Below are 14,221 nucleotides of genomic sequence, written 5' to 3'. Positions count from 1 at the left end.
TGCTCCGAGGCTTCAGTGTGTGTGGTTAAAAAGGGCGCTCAGGCCCGCACGCCCGCCCAGAAAAAAAGCTGCCACGTTTGACCGTGACAGCTTTTGCAAATGTAACCCTAACTGACGAGCATTACGCAGTGATGCGGCCTTTTTTCATATCAGAATCGCGCCCTGCGCGGTCATTTGTGCAAAGGCGATCTCGCTGTCCTCAGGGTTGAGATTCACCCCGCGACAGCCTTCTTTCACTACCTCGACGTGATAGCCCAGCTCCAGCGCGTCCAGCACGCTGTATTTCACGCAGTAATCAGTCGCCAGCCCCAGCATCACCAGATGGGTAATGCCGCGTTCGCGCAGCCAGCTGTCGAGTTCGGTTTTACGGCGATGGCCGTTATCGAAAAAGGCGCTGTAGCTGTCCACGTCCTGATCCTGACCTTTATGGAAGATCGCATCGAACAAGCTGCGGTCCAGTCCGGGATGGAAATCAGCGCCAGCCGATCCCTGAATACCGTGATCGGGCCACCAGATCTGTGCCAGGCCATTTAACTCGCCGAGCGTGTAGACCGGTTCGCCAGAGACTGAGGCAAAACTGCCGTGATCGGCGGGATGCCAGTCCTGCAGCGCCACCACACATTCCCCGTTCTGATGAAAGGTGCGGGCATAACGGTTGGCGATGTCAACGGTCTGGTCGCCCTGGTGAACGGCCATCGGGCCGCCAGGGCAAAAATCATTCTGGATATCAATAATGATGAGTGCGCGTTTCATTACAAGTCGCTCCGTCTCAGTCTTCTGTCAGTTCGCCGCGCAAATTTTGCTGCATTTTGCCGCGTATTTCATCGGCAGAGAGGTTCTGGCTGAGTAAAAAGTGCAGCTTGGTCAACGCTGCCTCAACCGTCAGATCCGAACCGCTGATAACGCCAGCATGCTCCAGCGCATTGCCGGTGGCGTAGCCACCCATATTGACCTTGCCTGAAATACACTGCGTCAGATTCACCACCACAATTCCGCGCTCGCTGGCCTGCTGGAGCTCTGCCAGAAACTCGGCATTTTGCGGCGCATTACCGACGCCGTAAGAGCGCAGAATCAGCGCTTTAACAGGCTGACGCAGGAAGTTGCGCACCACATCTGCCGAGATGCCGGGATAGATGGTGACGACACCAATCGGCTGCGGCGTAATCGTGTGAACAATCAGTTCGCCCTGACCCTGTGGGGCGGCCGGCGTATTCAGGCGGCGGATATGAATACCGGCTTCCAGCAGCGCAGAGAGGTTAGGCGAGGCAAAAGCGTTAAAGCCATCGGCATGGGCTTTGGTGGTTCGGTTGCCACGATAGAGCGTATTGTTGAAAAACAGCGAGACTTCGCTGATCGGATAATTTGCCGCGACATAGAGTGAGTTCAATAAGTTCTGCTGCCCATCTGAACGTAGCTCTGCCAGCGGAATCTGCGAACCGGTGACGATAACCGGTTTAGCCAGATTCTCCAGCATGAAGGAGAGGGCTGACGCGGTAAACGCCATAGTATCGGTGCCATGCAGAATCACAAAACCATCGTAGCGATCGTAATTCTGACGGATATCTTCGGCGATAGACTGCCAGTCCTGCGGCGTCATATCAGAAGAGTCGATCAGCGGCTGATACTCATGAATGGTGAAATCAGGCATTTCGGGGCGGTGGAACTCCGGCATGTTAGCCAGCTGCTGCTGCAGATGACCGGAGACCGGAATATATCCCTGCGCCGAGCGCTGCATACCAATGGTACCGCCAGTGTAGGCTACGTAGATGTTTTTCTTTTGCATTAGAGAACTCAGACTTGCCGTAAAACGCGCAGTATAAGGGGAATGGCGAGGAAATGCAGCCCGACCCATGGCCGGGCTGCGAGGTTTATCGCAATGTTGACTTACCGCACGTCGCCGCAGTTCAGGCAGAAGGCGTAACGGTTCTGGGGATCGTTGAGGTGATCGAACAGTCCGGGCTGCGCTTTCATCGCGCTCATCACATCCAGCATCGGCGCCGGCAGCCAGGCTTTCAGCGGATCCGGCAGTACGGCGCGCACCGAGGCGTTCACCTGGTTCAGCATCATATCAAAGAAGCTCGGGTCATCCTGATACCAGCTCAGCTGCGGTTTGCTGACCTTCGCCAGTTCACCGGCTTTCTTCACCGCATCGTCAAAGTCACCCAGCGCATCGACCAGACCATTGGCCTTAGCGTCGCTACCGGTCCAGACATGACCCTGCGCAATGGCGTCGATCTGCTCCGGCGTCCTGTTGCGTGACTTCGCCACCAGACCAACAAAGTTGCGGTAGCCGTTTTCGATGGTCAGCTGCATGAGCTGCTGAACTTCGGTTGGCAACGCTTTGGTGGTGGAGATATCTGCCAGCGGCGAGGTGGCGACACCGTCGGTGTGCACGCCTATCGCATCCAGGCTGTTTTCCAGCGTGTTGATCACGCCAAAAATACCGATAGAGCCGGTCAGGGTGCTCGGATTCGCCACGATGTAGTTAGCGGGGGTTGAAATCCAGTAGCCACCGGAAGCGGCCATACCGCCCATTGAGACCACGATCGGCTTACCGGCTGCATGGGCGGCCGCCAGCTCTTCACGAATCGCTTCGGAGGCCGTCACGCTGCCGCCAGGGCTGTTCACCCGCAGAATGATGGCTTTAATTTTTGGATCGAGACGCGCATCGCGGATTTGTGCGGCAGTGGTGTCACCTCCGACGTTTCCGGGCGTCTCTTCACCGTCCATGATCGCGCCACTGGCCAGCACCACCGCAATGTTGCCATCCTGCTGCGTCGAGGCCGGTTTGACACTGTAGTCATAGATGCTGACGCTGCGATAATCGTTGCTCTGCTTATCCAGGCCAAAGGTTTTCACCAGCTCCTGATCGGCGGCGGCACGGGAACCCAGCACATCCACCAGCTTATTATCCAGCGCATACTGCGCGGTATCACCTTTTACGGCGTTCAGTCCGGCAATCATCGCCGTGGCACCCGGGAACAGCTGCTCTGGCGTAATCTGGCGATTCGCTGAGACGGTATTCAGGTAGTTCTGCCACAGCTGACCCACCCAGCGGCTATCCGCATCGCGCGCGGCAGGAGACATATCGTCACGCAGGAAGGGTTCGACCGCGGATTTATAGGTGCCGACGCGGAACACGTGTGAGGTGACTTTCAGTTTTTCCAGCAGGGTTTTGTAATACAAACCATTAGTGGCGAAACCGTGCAGATCGACCGCGCCCTGTGGCGACAGGTAGATTTTGCTGGCGTAGCTGGCGAGATAATATTGCGCCTGGCTATAGCTGTCGCCCAGCGCATAAATCGGTTTGCCGCTGTCGCGGAATTCACGCAGCGCTTTACCGACATACTGCAGCGAAGGCTGATCGCCACCGGCAAAGTCGCGCAAATCCAGCACCATACCTTTGATGTTGCTGTCCGTTTTGGCCTGACGGATCGCATCGACCACGTCAAACAGCGAATTTTCCTGCAGGCGGTCACTGCTGGCACCCAGCAACTGACGGCCAATTTTACTCAGGCGATTGCTGACCGAAGGCTTATCCACCAGCACGCCGCTGAGATCGACCCGCAGCGCGCCTTGCTGCATGGGTGCCGAGCTGTTACCCGAACCGCTGACCTGCAACCAGATGCCGACACCTGCCACAATCAACAAAATCAGAAAAATATTCAGGATAAATTCCCTGACAAAATTTAATACCCGCCAGGTCCAGCGAAACAGACCTGCAATTATTCGCCACAATGTGCGCATCAGACTCTCCATATTCATGTAGCCGGAAGTGGCCGCCGCGCGTACCAGGCTTCCCCGACGAGCTCATCCTAAAGAGCAGCGTGCTAAAAGTCAGCAGGAATTCACCGCTGACTGTTACAAAAAATCTGCCTGTGCCAGGATTACTGCAACATTAATACGATCGGGAGAAAAAACATGGATGCACTGGAGTTACTGGTTAACCGTCGTTCGGCGTCACGTCTGACCGAACCGGCACCCGCCGGCGAGGCGCTGGAAAATATTCTGCGCGCCGGTATGCGCGCACCGGATCACGGCACGCTGCAACCCTGGCGCTTTATTATTGTTGAGAATGAGGGGCGCGATCGGCTGAGTCAGCTACTGGAGCAGGCGGCACGCGATAAACAACTGGATGAGAAGGCGATCAACAAGGCCAGTCAGTCGCCGTTTCGCGCACCGATGATCATCACCGTGGTGGCACACTGTGAACCGCACCCGAAAGTACCGCGCTGGGAGCAGATCGCCTCAGCCAGCTGTGCCGTGATGGCAATGCAGATGGCCGCGGCAGCACAGGGATACAACGGTATCTGGCGCAGCGGCCCCTGGACTGACGACGTGGCGGTGCGTCAGGCATTTGGCTGCCGGGAGCAGGATGCCATTGTCGGCTTCCTCTATTTAGGCACGCCACAGCTCAAATCCAGCACCACGGTACTCCCGCCCGACACCGCGCCTTTCGTCAGTTACTTCTGATCCCGATCCTTTCCCACCATGCAGGGCTTTCTCTGGCCCTGCTGATTGAACGGTTCCTGTGCGAATGATCGCTAACCCAGCCTGTGACGCTTACGCCAGACGTCTTGCCAGGCTAACATAGCCGCCATGATTGCAGCCGACAGCTACCAATCGGTTATCCCTGTTATTCCCTGATGTTAAGGATTACCTGATTCAATGCGTTTGTTTATTGCGGAAAAACCCAGTCTTGGGCGTGCTATCGCCGATGTGCTGCCAAAACCCCATCGACGCGGTGATGGATATATCGCCTGTGGTAACGATCAGGTGGTCACCTGGTGTGTCGGACATCTGCTGGAGCAGGCGCAGCCCGACAGCTACGACAGCCGCTATGCGCGCTGGTCGCTGGCCGACCTGCCGATTATTCCGGAAAAATGGCGGCTCCAGCCGCGCCCGTCGGTGGCGAAGCAGTTAAAAGTGGTGGAGGGCCTGCTGGCGCAGGCCAGTGAAGTCGTCCATGCCGGTGACCCGGATCGGGAAGGTCAGCTGCTGGTGGATGAGGTGCTCGACTATCTGAACCTGCCGGCCGAAAAACGCAGCCGGGTACAGCGCTGTCTGATCAACGATCTCAATCCACAGGCGGTGGATCGCGCGGTTAACCGCCTGCGTGAAAATCGGGAATTTATTCCGCTCTGCGTCTCGGCACTGGCGCGTGCGCGCGCTGACTGGCTCTACGGGATCAACATGACCCGCGCCTGGACGCTGCTGGGACGTAATGCCGGCTATGATGGCGTGCTGTCAGTGGGACGGGTACAGACACCGGTGCTCGGGCTGGTGGTACGACGCGACGAAGAGATTGAGAACTTCCTGCCGAAAGATTATTTCGAGGTGAAAGCCCATATCGTCACGCCTGACGAGGTACGATTTGTCGCCAGTTGGGTACCGAGCGAGGCCTGTGAACCGTGGCAGGATGAAGAGGGGCGTCTGCTGAAGCGGGCGCTGGCCGATCACGTTGTGGCGCGCATTACCGGCCAGCCGGCAGCGGTGACCGCCTACAGCGATAAGCGCGAAAACGAAGGCGCACCCTTGCCGTTTTCCTTATCCAGCCTGCAGATTGAGGCGGCGAAGCGTTACGGCCTGAGTGCGCAGACGGTGCTCGATACCTGTCAGCGGCTGTATGAAACCCACAAGCTAATTACCTATCCGCGTTCTGATAGCCGTTATCTGCCGGAAGAGCATTTTGCGGGGCGTCACGCAGTCCTGAATGCCATTCAGGCCCATCAGCCGCAGCTGACGCCACCGGCGGATTTTGATGCCGATCGCCGTAATCGCTGCTGGGATGACAAAAAGGTCGATGCGCACCACGCCATCATCCCGACCGCGCGCGCCGGTTCGGTAAAGCTCAGCGAAAATGAGCAAAATATCTATGCGCTGGTGGCACGCCAGTATCTGATGCAGTTCTGCCCGGATGCGGTGTTCCGTAAATGCATCATTGAGCTGGAGATCGCGGGCGGCAAATTCGTCGCCAAAGCGCGCTTTCTGGCGGAGGCGGGCTGGCGGGCGCTGCTCGGTAACAAAGAGCGTGATGAAGAGAATGATGGTATGCCGCTGCCGGTGGTCGCCAAAGGGGATGAACTACTGTGTGAGCGTGGCGAGGTGCTGGCGAAGCAGACTCAGCCACCGCGCCCGTTTACCGATGCCACCATTCTTTCCGCTATGACCGGGATTGCCCGCTTCGTTCAGGATAAAGAATTAAAGAAAGTGCTGCGTGCGACCGATGGTTTAGGGACGGAAGCGACGCGAGCCGGCATTATCGAATTGCTGTTTCGCCGTGGCTTCCTGGTGAAAAAGGGGCGCTATATTCACTCAACTGAGGCTGGCCGCGCCCTGATTCACTCTTTACCCGATCTGGCTGCCCGTCCGGATATGACGGCACAGTGGGAATCGACCCTGACCCGCATCAGCGAAAAAGCCTGCCGCTATGATGAGTTTATGCAGCCGCTGGTGCAGACCCTGACCGGGCTGATCCATCAGGCGCGGCAGCAGCCTGCGGTGCATGCGTTTCGGGGATTACCGTCCACCGGGCAAAAGCGTCCGGTGCGCAAAACAAAGCGTAAAGTCAAGGAGACGGAATGAGGCGTTATTCACTATTAATGGTACTGGCTTTGTCGCTGACCGCCGGTGCAGTGCAGGCTAACAGTCGTCATCAGCCGCCACCGGTCAGCGATAATGGCGTCAATACCGACGTGGTGGTGGACCTGCCGCCGGAAGTCTGGACCCAGGGGCAACGGCGTCAGCCGGACTGTATCAGATGCTGTATCTTTGAGGATCGTAACTACAGCGAAGGCTCGGTAGTCAAGTCAGAAGGGGTACTGCTGCAGTGCGCCCGCGATGAGCATTCGTTAGGCACCAATAATCTGATTTGGAAAATCGTTAAATAAGCATCGCGTGGCATTGCGCCACGCGTTCTTCAGTTCAGCGCGCAGTCAGAAGCTAAAGGTGGACCAGATCGGCGCGTGGTCCGATGGTTTTTCCATACAGCGGATCTCATAATCGATGCCGGTCTCAACGCAGTGTGACGCCAGGTTTTTACTCGCCAGCACCAGATCGATACGCAGCCCACGGTTATCATCAAATCCTTTCGAGCGGTAATCGAACCACGAAAAACGATCGGTGGTTTCTGGATTATGCGCCCGCCAGGTATCCACCAGCCCCCAGCCCATCAACCGATCCATCCATTCACGCTCTTCCGGCAGGAAGGAACATTTACCGGTACGCAACCAGCGCTTGCGACTCTCTTCGCCGATACCAATGTCGAGATCGGTGCTGCTGATATTCATGTCACCCATGATCAGAACCGGTTTATCGGCGGGTAAATCCTCGGTCAGAAAACGCTGCAGATCGCGATAAAATTTCTCTTTAGCCGGGAATTTGGTTGGATGGTCGCGACTTTCTCCCTGCGGGAAATAGCCGTTGATCACGGTGATATCGCCGATCGGGCTGGGGATTTCGGCCATAATCAGCCGGCGCTGGGCATCTTCATCATCACCGGGAAAGCCACGGCGTACCGCCACCGGCTGCACCTTTGTCAGCAGGGCAACGCCGTAATGGCCTTTCTGTCCGTGATAGAAGACGTTGTAACCGAGCTTCGCCACCTCTTCCAGCGGAAACATATCGTCGTGGACTTTTGTTTCCTGCAGGCCAATCACGTCCGGGTTATGTTGCTCGACCAGCGCCTGGAGTTGATGCGGACGGGCGCGCAAGCCATTGATGTTGAATGAAACAAATTTCATGGGATTGACCATTTTTCAGCGAGTAATAGGCTGGAATGGTAGCGATTTTTACGCATAAAGTCATGGCAGAAGAGGGGAAGATTGTGCAAAAGCGGGCAGAAGGTGAGGGCGTGTCAGGCAGAACAGGAAGCGTTGATATCAGTCCGGGAATTGAGTGCAACATGCGAGATGGTGGTGGGAGAAGGATTCGAACCTTCGAAGTCTGTGACGGCAGATTTACAGTCTGCTCCCTTTGGCCGCTCGGGAATCCCACCTGGGATAGCTAATGCTGGCAAAAAGACGATTCAGATTCAGATGGTGGTGGGAGAAGGATTCGAACCTTCGAAGTCTGTGACGGCAGATTTACAGTCTGCTCCCTTTGGCCGCTCGGGAATCCCACCATGGCCTGAATCTTTCTGTCTTAAAGCGGGGCGCATCATACCAAATGCGATAGGGGTGTAAAGCGCCCATCGGCAAAACAGCAACTGTTTGCCCACTTTTTGCCCGTAGCGCTGAATCTGCAGGCAATTCAGCGTCCGGGGTGATTAAAGAATAATCGTTCGGTTGCCGTAGACAAAGACGCGCTGCCCCAGCACTTTGTAAAGCGCACGGCTTAACACGTTTTTCTCGACGTCACGGCCGGCACGCATCATCTCTTCGGCGGTGTAGCTGTGATCGACATTAATGACGTCCTGCATAATGATCGGACCTTCATCAAGGTTGTCGTTCACATAGTGCGCGGTGGCGCCGATAATTTTCACGCCGCGCTCGTACGCCTGATGGTAAGGGCGAGCACCGATAAAGGCGGGCAGGAACGAATGATGAATGTTGATAATCTGGTTAGGGTAACGCTGGACGAACGACGGCGTCAGGACGCGCATATATTTTGCCAGCACCACATAGTCGGGCTGATAGCGGTCGATCTCTTCCACCATCCGGTTGTCATGCTCATCACGTGTCAGGCCTTCATGGCTGACCAGCACAAACGGGATATCGAAACGCTCTACCAGTGAACGCAGCGTGTCATGGTTGCCAATAACTGCGGCAATCTCCATATCCAGACCGCCAAAAGCGCTCTTCATCAGCAGATCGCCAAGGCAGTGCGCCTCTTTGGTCACCAGGATAACCACGCGGCGGCGGCCAGCGCTGTGCAGCTCACGCACCGAACCCTGCGGCAGGGCGCTATCAAGATCGGCCAGCAGTGTGTTGTCGTTAAAAATCCCTTCCAGCTCTGTGCGCATGAAAAAGCGCCCGGTGCGATGATCAACAAACTCGTTGTTCTGCACGATATTCAGCTCGTGCTTGTAACAAATATTGGTGATTTTGGCGATCAGACCTTTTGCATCGGGACAAATGGTACGTAAAACTTTTCTTTGCATGGTTTGCGCTTGCATCTCAATCAGAGTCCTGTCAAAGCATTTAAGGGTAGAACCGTTGCGGCCGTCAGCGGCTCAGCCACAACATTTTTTGTATTTTTTGTCGGTGCCGCATGGGCAGCGATCGTTGCGGCCAATCGGCGGCGTCGTTCCGTCGACATAGTACCAGCGTTGATCCTCACGAAGAAAGCGTGAACACTCATGAATGGCCTGAATGGTCATTTTCTCGCGGTATCGCGCAAAAAAGGTAACGAAAGCCTCATTCTCATGGCTTCCATGATTACAACGAGTTACATTCAGGCTAAGCCATTCGGTACCCGGAAAACTTTCGGATAAAAGCCCTGCCAGCGCCGGCTGACGTTTGGCAGGATGCCAGGTGGCAACCAGATAATCTGCATTCTGCTGAACATACGCACAATAACGTGAACGCATAAGTTGTTCAGCTGTAACAGGAATTTGGGTACCCTTGAGAAAGGGCTCGCAACATACGCTATACTGCTCTCCGCTACAACATGGGCAGATGTCTGACACGTGATCTCCTGAGAGTAATGAGTCGGAATAACCAGCGCGCTATGTTAGCTGACCCCACGTTGTGACGCTATGTATTGACGGCAGGACCAGATACAGATGAGAAAGGTAAAAATTGGATTGGCTCTGGGTTCTGGAGCGGCCAAAGGATGGGCGCATATCGGGGTCATCAAAGCCCTTGAGCACGCCGGAATTGAAGTGGATGTCGTCGCTGGCTGTTCCGTCGGCGCGCTGGTGGGCTCAGCCTATGTCAATAACCGCTTGCCGCTAATGGAAAAATGGGTCAGCGCGTTTCGCTACTGGGATGTCATTCGCCTGATGGATGTGTCGTGGCAGCGCGGTGGCTTGTTGCGCGGCGAGCGGGTGTTTAATCATGTCCGGCAGTTAATCCCCAACGACACCATTGAAACCTGCGGTAAACCCTTTGGCGTGGTCGCCACCAACCTCAGTACCGGTCGGGAACTGTGGCTGACCGAAGGCGATTTACATCAGGCGGTGCGCGCATCCTGTAGTATGCCAGGCTTATTACCGCCCGTGGGCTACAATGGGTATTGGCTGGTGGATGGCGCCGTCGTCAATCCGGTGCCCGTTTCGTTAACGCGTGCCCTGGGCGCAGACATTGTTATTGCCGTTGATCTACAGCATGACGCGCACCTGATGCAGCAGGATCTGTTTTCCGTGACACCTCAGAACAGTGAAGAAGAAGCCGCTGCGGTGGCATTGAGCTGGAGCGGAAAGCTGAGACAGCGTCTGGTGAATTTTAGCCAGCGTCGTGCGTCCCAGACACCGGGAGCGATGGAGATTATGACCACCTCTATCCAGGTGCTGGAAAATCGCCTGAAGCGAAATCGTATGGCAGGCGATCCGCCCGATGTCCTGATCCAGCCCGTCTGTCCGCAAATTTCGACGCTGGACTTTCACCGGGCTGAAGAGGCTATCGAGGCAGGCAAGGCCGCCGTTGAGAAGAAAATGGATGAACTGTTACCACTGGTCCGTGGCAGATAATCAGGTTGTTCATTCACAGATGTTACTTCGGGCAATTCTGAAAGGCGCAACTGCGTTTTATGAACCACTATTGAAATATCTGGTACGCAGGGGGAAAGAATGGAAAAACCACTAATCGGCAAAAAGATACTCATTGTCGAAGATGAGGCTGTTTTCCGTTCGTTGCTGGACCAATTTTTGTTATCGATGGGTGCTGTGACGTTACAAGCGGAAGATGGTCTGGAAGCAATTGCACAACTACAGCAGCATACTGTCGACCTGATAATTTGCGATCTGGAGATGCCGCGCATGAGTGGCATTCAGTTCGTGGAGCATATCCGTACCCGTGGCAATGCGGTGCCCATTTTGATCATCTCGGCCACTGAAAACATGTCCGATATCGCGCATGTGCTGCGGCTTGGGGTGCAGGATGTGCTGCTCAAGCCACTGAAAAATTTTGAACGCTTCCGTGAAGCGGTCTATGAATGCCTCTATCCCTCAATGTTCACCTCTAAAGTGGAGGAGGATGAGCAGCTGTTCCAGGACTGGGATGCGCTGGTACGCGATCCGAAAGCCGCCGCCAAGTTGCTCAAGCAGCTCCAGCCGCCGGTGCAACAAACCATTGCGAACTGTCGGGTCAACTATCGCCAGCTCACCATGGCCGAGCAGCCTGGTCTGGTGCTCGATATCGCAGCCCTCTCTGATAAAGACCTGGCGTTTTACTGTCTGGATGTAACCCGGGCTGGCGACAATGGCGTGCTGGCTGCGCTTCTGTTGCGGGCGCTGTTCAATGGCTTGTTGCAGGAGCAGTTGTCAGGGCAAAAACAGCGGTTACCGGAGCTCAATGGTCTGCTCAGACAGGTCAATCTGCTGCTGCGTCAGGCCAACCTCAGCGGCCAGTTCCCGTTACTGGTGGGTTACTACCATCGTGGTTTAAAAAATCTCATCCTGGTTTCAGCCGGTTTAAACGCCACGCTGCATGTTCATGCCCATCAGATTCAGCTCAGTAATGGTGTCCCGCTTGGCACGATGGGAAGCACCCATCTTAACCAGATCAGCCAGCGCGCAGATAACTGGCAATGCCACGTCTGGGGCGCGGGCGGACGCATTCGCCTGATGTTATCGGCTGAAGAATAAACCACAAAAATTAATTTAATCTGGCGCTGGAGACAGGGCCAGAAGTTAGCTTTACACTTGGGTAATAGTCTTAATTTCGACGGTTTCAGTTCTTCCAGGATAAATCCGTTCGATACTAACTGATATACTCATTTCCGAATTTAAACCGACATATCAAGTATTAACTTGAACGGCCTATAAGAGAGGTATCTTAATGTCTGCCTATAAGTCCAAAGTAAAAAAAGCGGTAATCCCGGTAGCGGGTCTGGGTACGCGCATGCTCCCAGCCACTAAAGCAATTCCGAAAGAGATGTTACCGCTGGTTGATAAGCCGTTAATCCAGTATGTCGTTAACGAGTGTATTGCTGCGGGCATCAACGAAATCGTTCTGGTGACCCACTCCTCTAAAAACGCCATCGAAAACCACTTCGATACCAGCTTCGAACTGGAATCTATGCTGGAAAAACGCGTTAAGCGTCAGCTGCTGGATGAAATCCAGTCAATCTGTCCGCCACACGTCACCATCATGCAGGTCCGTCAGGGCATCGCTAAAGGTCTGGGTCACGCTGTAATGTGTGCACACCCACTGATCGGTGATGAGCCCTTTGCGGTCATCCTGCCAGACGTCATCATCGACGAATACGAATCTAACCCAACCAAAGATAACCTGGCAGAGATGCTGAGCCGTTATGAAGAGTCTGGCCGCAGCCAGATCATGGTTGAGCCGGTTGCTGACGTAACCGCTTACGGTGTGGTCGATTGCCAGGGCGCAGAACTGAACCCAGGCGACAGCGCACCTATGGTCGGTGTGGTTGAGAAGCCTAAAGCGACAGAAGCGCCATCAAACCTGGCCGTAGTGGGTCGTTATGTTCTCTCCTCTGACATCTGGCCACTGCTGGCAAAAACGCCTCCAGGTGCAGGCGGCGAAGTTCAGTTGACTGATTCTATCGCTATGCTGATGGAAAAAGAGACCGTTGAAGCTTATCACCTGAAAGGTGTGAGCCATGACTGCGGTAACAAACTGGGCTACATGCAGGCTTTCGTTGAGTACGGTGTTCGTCATCCGGTATTGGGCAAAGATTTTTCTGAATGGCTCGATGGCGCAGTTGGCAACAAAAAGTAATTCATAAACACAGGATAACTCGATGAAAGTCACTGTATTTGGTATCGGCTATGTCGGTCTGGTTCAGGCTGCGGTGTTGGCCGAAGTCGGACATGACGTTCTCTGCATTGATGTCGACGAAAAGAAAGTCGAAAATCTGAAAAAAGGCATCATTCCTATTTTCGAACCAGGTTTAACGCCGCTGGTAATGTCAAATTACGAAGCGGGTCGTCTCAAGTTCAGCACTGATGCTGAAATGGGCGTAAACCATGGTGTTATGCAGTTTATTGCAGTCGGTACGCCCCCGGATGAAGACGGCTCTGCCGATCTGAAATATGTGACTGCTGTAGCGCGCACCATTGCGCAATACATGAACGATCACAAAGTGGTTATCGACAAATCAACCGTTCCGGTTGGCACAGCAGACAAAGTACGTGCTGTGATGACGGAAGCGCTTCAGGCGCGTGATGCTAACATCACTTTTGATGTGGTCTCGAACCCTGAATTCCTCAAGGAAGGCGCGGCAGTGAATGACTGCATGCGTCCTGAGCGCATCGTTGTCGGCACCGATAATGACGAAGTGGTTGAACTGTTACGCGAGCTCTACGAGCCGTTTAACCGTAACCACGATCGTATGATCATGATGGATATCCGTAGCGCAGAGCTGACCAAGTACGCCGCGAACTGCATGCTGGCGACCAAAATCAGCTTTATGAACGAGATCTCCAACCTGGCTGAGCGCTTAGGCGCGGATATTGAAAAAGTCCGTCAGGGTATCGGCTCCGATCCCCGCATTGGCTACCACTTCATCTATCCGGGCTGTGGCTACGGCGGTTCCTGCTTCCCGAAAGATGTGCAGGCGCTGATCCGTACCGCTGAGTCTATCGGCTACAAGCCTCGCCTGCTGCAGGCGGTGGAAGATGTCAATGACAGCCAGAAGACCAAGCTGCCAACCTTCATCAAGCGCCATTTCGGTGACGATCTGAGCGGCAAGACCTTTGCGCTCTGGGGTCTGTCATTCAAGCCGAATACTGACGATATGCGTGAAGCCTCCAGCCGTGTACTGATGGAAACGCTGTGGGAAGCGGGTGCCTCTGTTCAGGCATTCGATCCGGAAGCAATGGATGAAGCGCAGCGCATTTACGGTCACCGCAGCGATCTGAAGCTGATGGGAACCAAAGAAGCGGCACTGCAGGGCGCTGACGGCCTGGTCATCTGTACGGAGTGGCAAAACTTCCGTGCGCCTGACTTTGACGTCATCAAAAATGCACTGAAAGAACCCGTGATTTTTGATGGTCGTAACCTGTATGATCCAGAGCGTACCAGCAAACGCGGATTCGTTTATTATGCAATCGGCCGCGGAGCGTCTATTCAAATTGCGTAATTAACGAGGG

13 protein-coding genes and 2 tRNA genes are annotated in these 14,221 nt (G+C 54.8%); 7 read left to right on the top strand and 8 right to left on the bottom strand.

Features of this window, described 5'->3' with window-relative positions; all coding sequences use genetic code 11:
* Window positions 1-144 precede the first annotated feature (144 nt).
* From pncA to sppA, 3 genes are all read right to left on the bottom strand, one after another.
* Window positions 145-753, bottom strand: coding sequence for a bifunctional nicotinamidase/pyrazinamidase (gene pncA, locus WFK59_RS06460; RefSeq protein WP_233988011.1), 609 nt, complete (start codon window positions 751-753; stop codon window positions 145-147).
* A 16-nt stretch (window positions 754-769) separates the two neighbouring features.
* The gene (gene ansA / locus WFK59_RS06455) at window positions 770-1,783 is read right to left on the bottom strand and encodes an asparaginase (protein WP_233988012.1); all 1,014 of its coding nucleotides are present in this window, start codon (window positions 1,781-1,783) and stop codon (window positions 770-772) included.
* 101 nt (window positions 1,784-1,884) lie between these two features.
* Window positions 1,885-3,747: a signal peptide peptidase SppA gene (gene sppA, locus WFK59_RS06450; RefSeq protein WP_233988013.1), complete on the bottom strand. Its 1,863-nt coding sequence runs from the start codon at window positions 3,745-3,747 to the stop codon at window positions 1,885-1,887.
* A gap of 174 nt (window positions 3,748-3,921) precedes the next feature.
* On the opposite strand from sppA, the gene WFK59_RS06445 reads away from it, so the two are divergent.
* The 3 genes from WFK59_RS06445 (at window position 3,922) to WFK59_RS06435 (ending at window position 6,890) form a co-directional block, all read left to right on the top strand.
* Entirely contained in the window at window positions 3,922-4,473 is a 552-nt protein-coding gene (locus WFK59_RS06445; protein WP_233988014.1) for an NAD(P)H nitroreductase, read from the top strand.
* 195 nt (window positions 4,474-4,668) lie between these two features.
* On the top strand, window positions 4,669-6,585 hold the full coding sequence (locus WFK59_RS06440; protein WP_233988015.1) for a DNA topoisomerase III: 1,917 nt from the start codon (window positions 4,669-4,671) through the stop codon (window positions 6,583-6,585).
* The gene (locus WFK59_RS06435) at window positions 6,582-6,890 is read left to right on the top strand and encodes a YnjH family protein (protein ID WP_233988016.1); all 309 of its coding nucleotides are present in this window, start codon (window positions 6,582-6,584) and stop codon (window positions 6,888-6,890) included. The genes WFK59_RS06440 and WFK59_RS06435 overlap by 4 nt, the downstream gene beginning before the upstream one ends.
* Window positions 6,891-6,935: 45 nt before the next feature.
* On the opposite strand, the gene xthA is transcribed toward WFK59_RS06435, so the two are convergent.
* From xthA to WFK59_RS06410, 5 genes are all read right to left on the bottom strand, one after another.
* The gene (xthA, locus tag WFK59_RS06430; protein WP_336755326.1) at window positions 6,936-7,742 is read right to left on the bottom strand and encodes an exodeoxyribonuclease III; all 807 of its coding nucleotides are present in this window, start codon (window positions 7,740-7,742) and stop codon (window positions 6,936-6,938) included.
* A 169-nt stretch (window positions 7,743-7,911) separates the two neighbouring features.
* Window positions 7,912-7,996, bottom strand: a tRNA-Tyr gene (locus tag WFK59_RS06425).
* Window positions 7,997-8,037: 41 nt separating this feature from the next.
* Window positions 8,038-8,122 (bottom strand) — tRNA-Tyr (locus WFK59_RS06420).
* 144 nt (window positions 8,123-8,266) lie between these two features.
* Window positions 8,267-9,115 carry a formyltetrahydrofolate deformylase gene (purU, locus tag WFK59_RS06415; RefSeq protein WP_233988018.1) on the bottom strand — a complete coding sequence of 283 codons (849 nt, stop codon included), beginning with the start codon at window positions 9,113-9,115 and terminating at the stop codon, window positions 8,267-8,269.
* Window positions 9,116-9,172: 57 nt separating this feature from the next.
* Window positions 9,173-9,628: a YchJ family protein gene (locus tag WFK59_RS06410; protein ID WP_233988019.1), complete on the bottom strand. Its 456-nt coding sequence runs from the start codon at window positions 9,626-9,628 to the stop codon at window positions 9,173-9,175.
* A gap of 96 nt (window positions 9,629-9,724) precedes the next feature.
* On the opposite strand from WFK59_RS06410, the gene rssA reads away from it, so the two are divergent.
* The 4 genes from rssA to WFK59_RS06390 all read left to right on the top strand — a co-directional run bounded on the left by rssA (window position 9,725) and on the right by WFK59_RS06390 (window position 14,211).
* The gene (rssA, locus tag WFK59_RS06405; protein WP_233988020.1) at window positions 9,725-10,630 is read left to right on the top strand and encodes a patatin-like phospholipase RssA; all 906 of its coding nucleotides are present in this window, start codon (window positions 9,725-9,727) and stop codon (window positions 10,628-10,630) included.
* Window positions 10,631-10,729: 99 nt separating this feature from the next.
* Complete coding sequence (gene rssB / locus WFK59_RS06400) at window positions 10,730-11,746, top strand: two-component system response regulator RssB (protein ID WP_094120535.1); 1,017 nt, start codon at window positions 10,730-10,732, stop codon at window positions 11,744-11,746.
* A gap of 193 nt (window positions 11,747-11,939) precedes the next feature.
* On the top strand, window positions 11,940-12,848 hold the full coding sequence (galU, locus tag WFK59_RS06395) for a UTP--glucose-1-phosphate uridylyltransferase GalU (RefSeq protein ID WP_094120536.1): 909 nt from the start codon (window positions 11,940-11,942) through the stop codon (window positions 12,846-12,848).
* A 22-nt stretch (window positions 12,849-12,870) separates the two neighbouring features.
* Entirely contained in the window at window positions 12,871-14,211 is a 1,341-nt protein-coding gene (locus WFK59_RS06390; RefSeq protein ID WP_233988022.1) for a UDP-glucose dehydrogenase family protein, read from the top strand.
* Window positions 14,212-14,221 lie beyond the last annotated feature (10 nt).

It is taken from the genome of Pantoea sp. USHLN298, from assembly GCF_037149395.1.
GTDB classification, from domain to species: Bacteria; Pseudomonadota; Gammaproteobacteria; order Enterobacterales; family Enterobacteriaceae; genus Pantoea; species Pantoea astica.
This window is presented reverse-complemented; position numbering and strand designations above follow the sequence as displayed.

Excerpts from the sequence above, each read along its gene's own strand:
- pncA (WP_233988011.1), bottom strand. The coding sequence starts at position 753 with ATGAAACGCGCACTCATCATTATTGATATCCAGAATGATTTTTGCCCT.
- ansA (WP_233988012.1), bottom strand. The coding sequence starts at position 1,783 with ATGCAAAAGAAAAACATCTACGTAGCCTACACTGGCGGTACCATTGGT.
- sppA (WP_233988013.1), bottom strand. The coding sequence starts at position 3,747 with ATGCGCACATTGTGGCGAATAATTGCAGGTCTGTTTCGCTGGACCTGG.
- WFK59_RS06445 (WP_233988014.1), top strand. The coding sequence starts at position 3,922 with ATGGATGCACTGGAGTTACTGGTTAACCGTCGTTCGGCGTCACGTCTG.
- WFK59_RS06440 (WP_233988015.1), top strand. The coding sequence starts at position 4,669 with ATGCGTTTGTTTATTGCGGAAAAACCCAGTCTTGGGCGTGCTATCGCC.
- WFK59_RS06435 (WP_233988016.1), top strand. The coding sequence starts at position 6,582 with ATGAGGCGTTATTCACTATTAATGGTACTGGCTTTGTCGCTGACCGCC.
- xthA (WP_336755326.1), bottom strand. The coding sequence starts at position 7,742 with ATGAAATTTGTTTCATTCAACATCAATGGCTTGCGCGCCCGTCCGCAT.
- purU (WP_233988018.1), bottom strand. The coding sequence starts at position 9,115 with ATGCAAGCGCAAACCATGCAAAGAAAAGTTTTACGTACCATTTGTCCC.
- rssA (WP_233988020.1), top strand. The coding sequence starts at position 9,725 with ATGAGAAAGGTAAAAATTGGATTGGCTCTGGGTTCTGGAGCGGCCAAA.
- rssB (WP_094120535.1), top strand. The coding sequence starts at position 10,730 with ATGGAAAAACCACTAATCGGCAAAAAGATACTCATTGTCGAAGATGAG.
- galU (WP_094120536.1), top strand. The coding sequence starts at position 11,940 with ATGTCTGCCTATAAGTCCAAAGTAAAAAAAGCGGTAATCCCGGTAGCG.
- WFK59_RS06390 (WP_233988022.1), top strand. The coding sequence starts at position 12,871 with ATGAAAGTCACTGTATTTGGTATCGGCTATGTCGGTCTGGTTCAGGCT.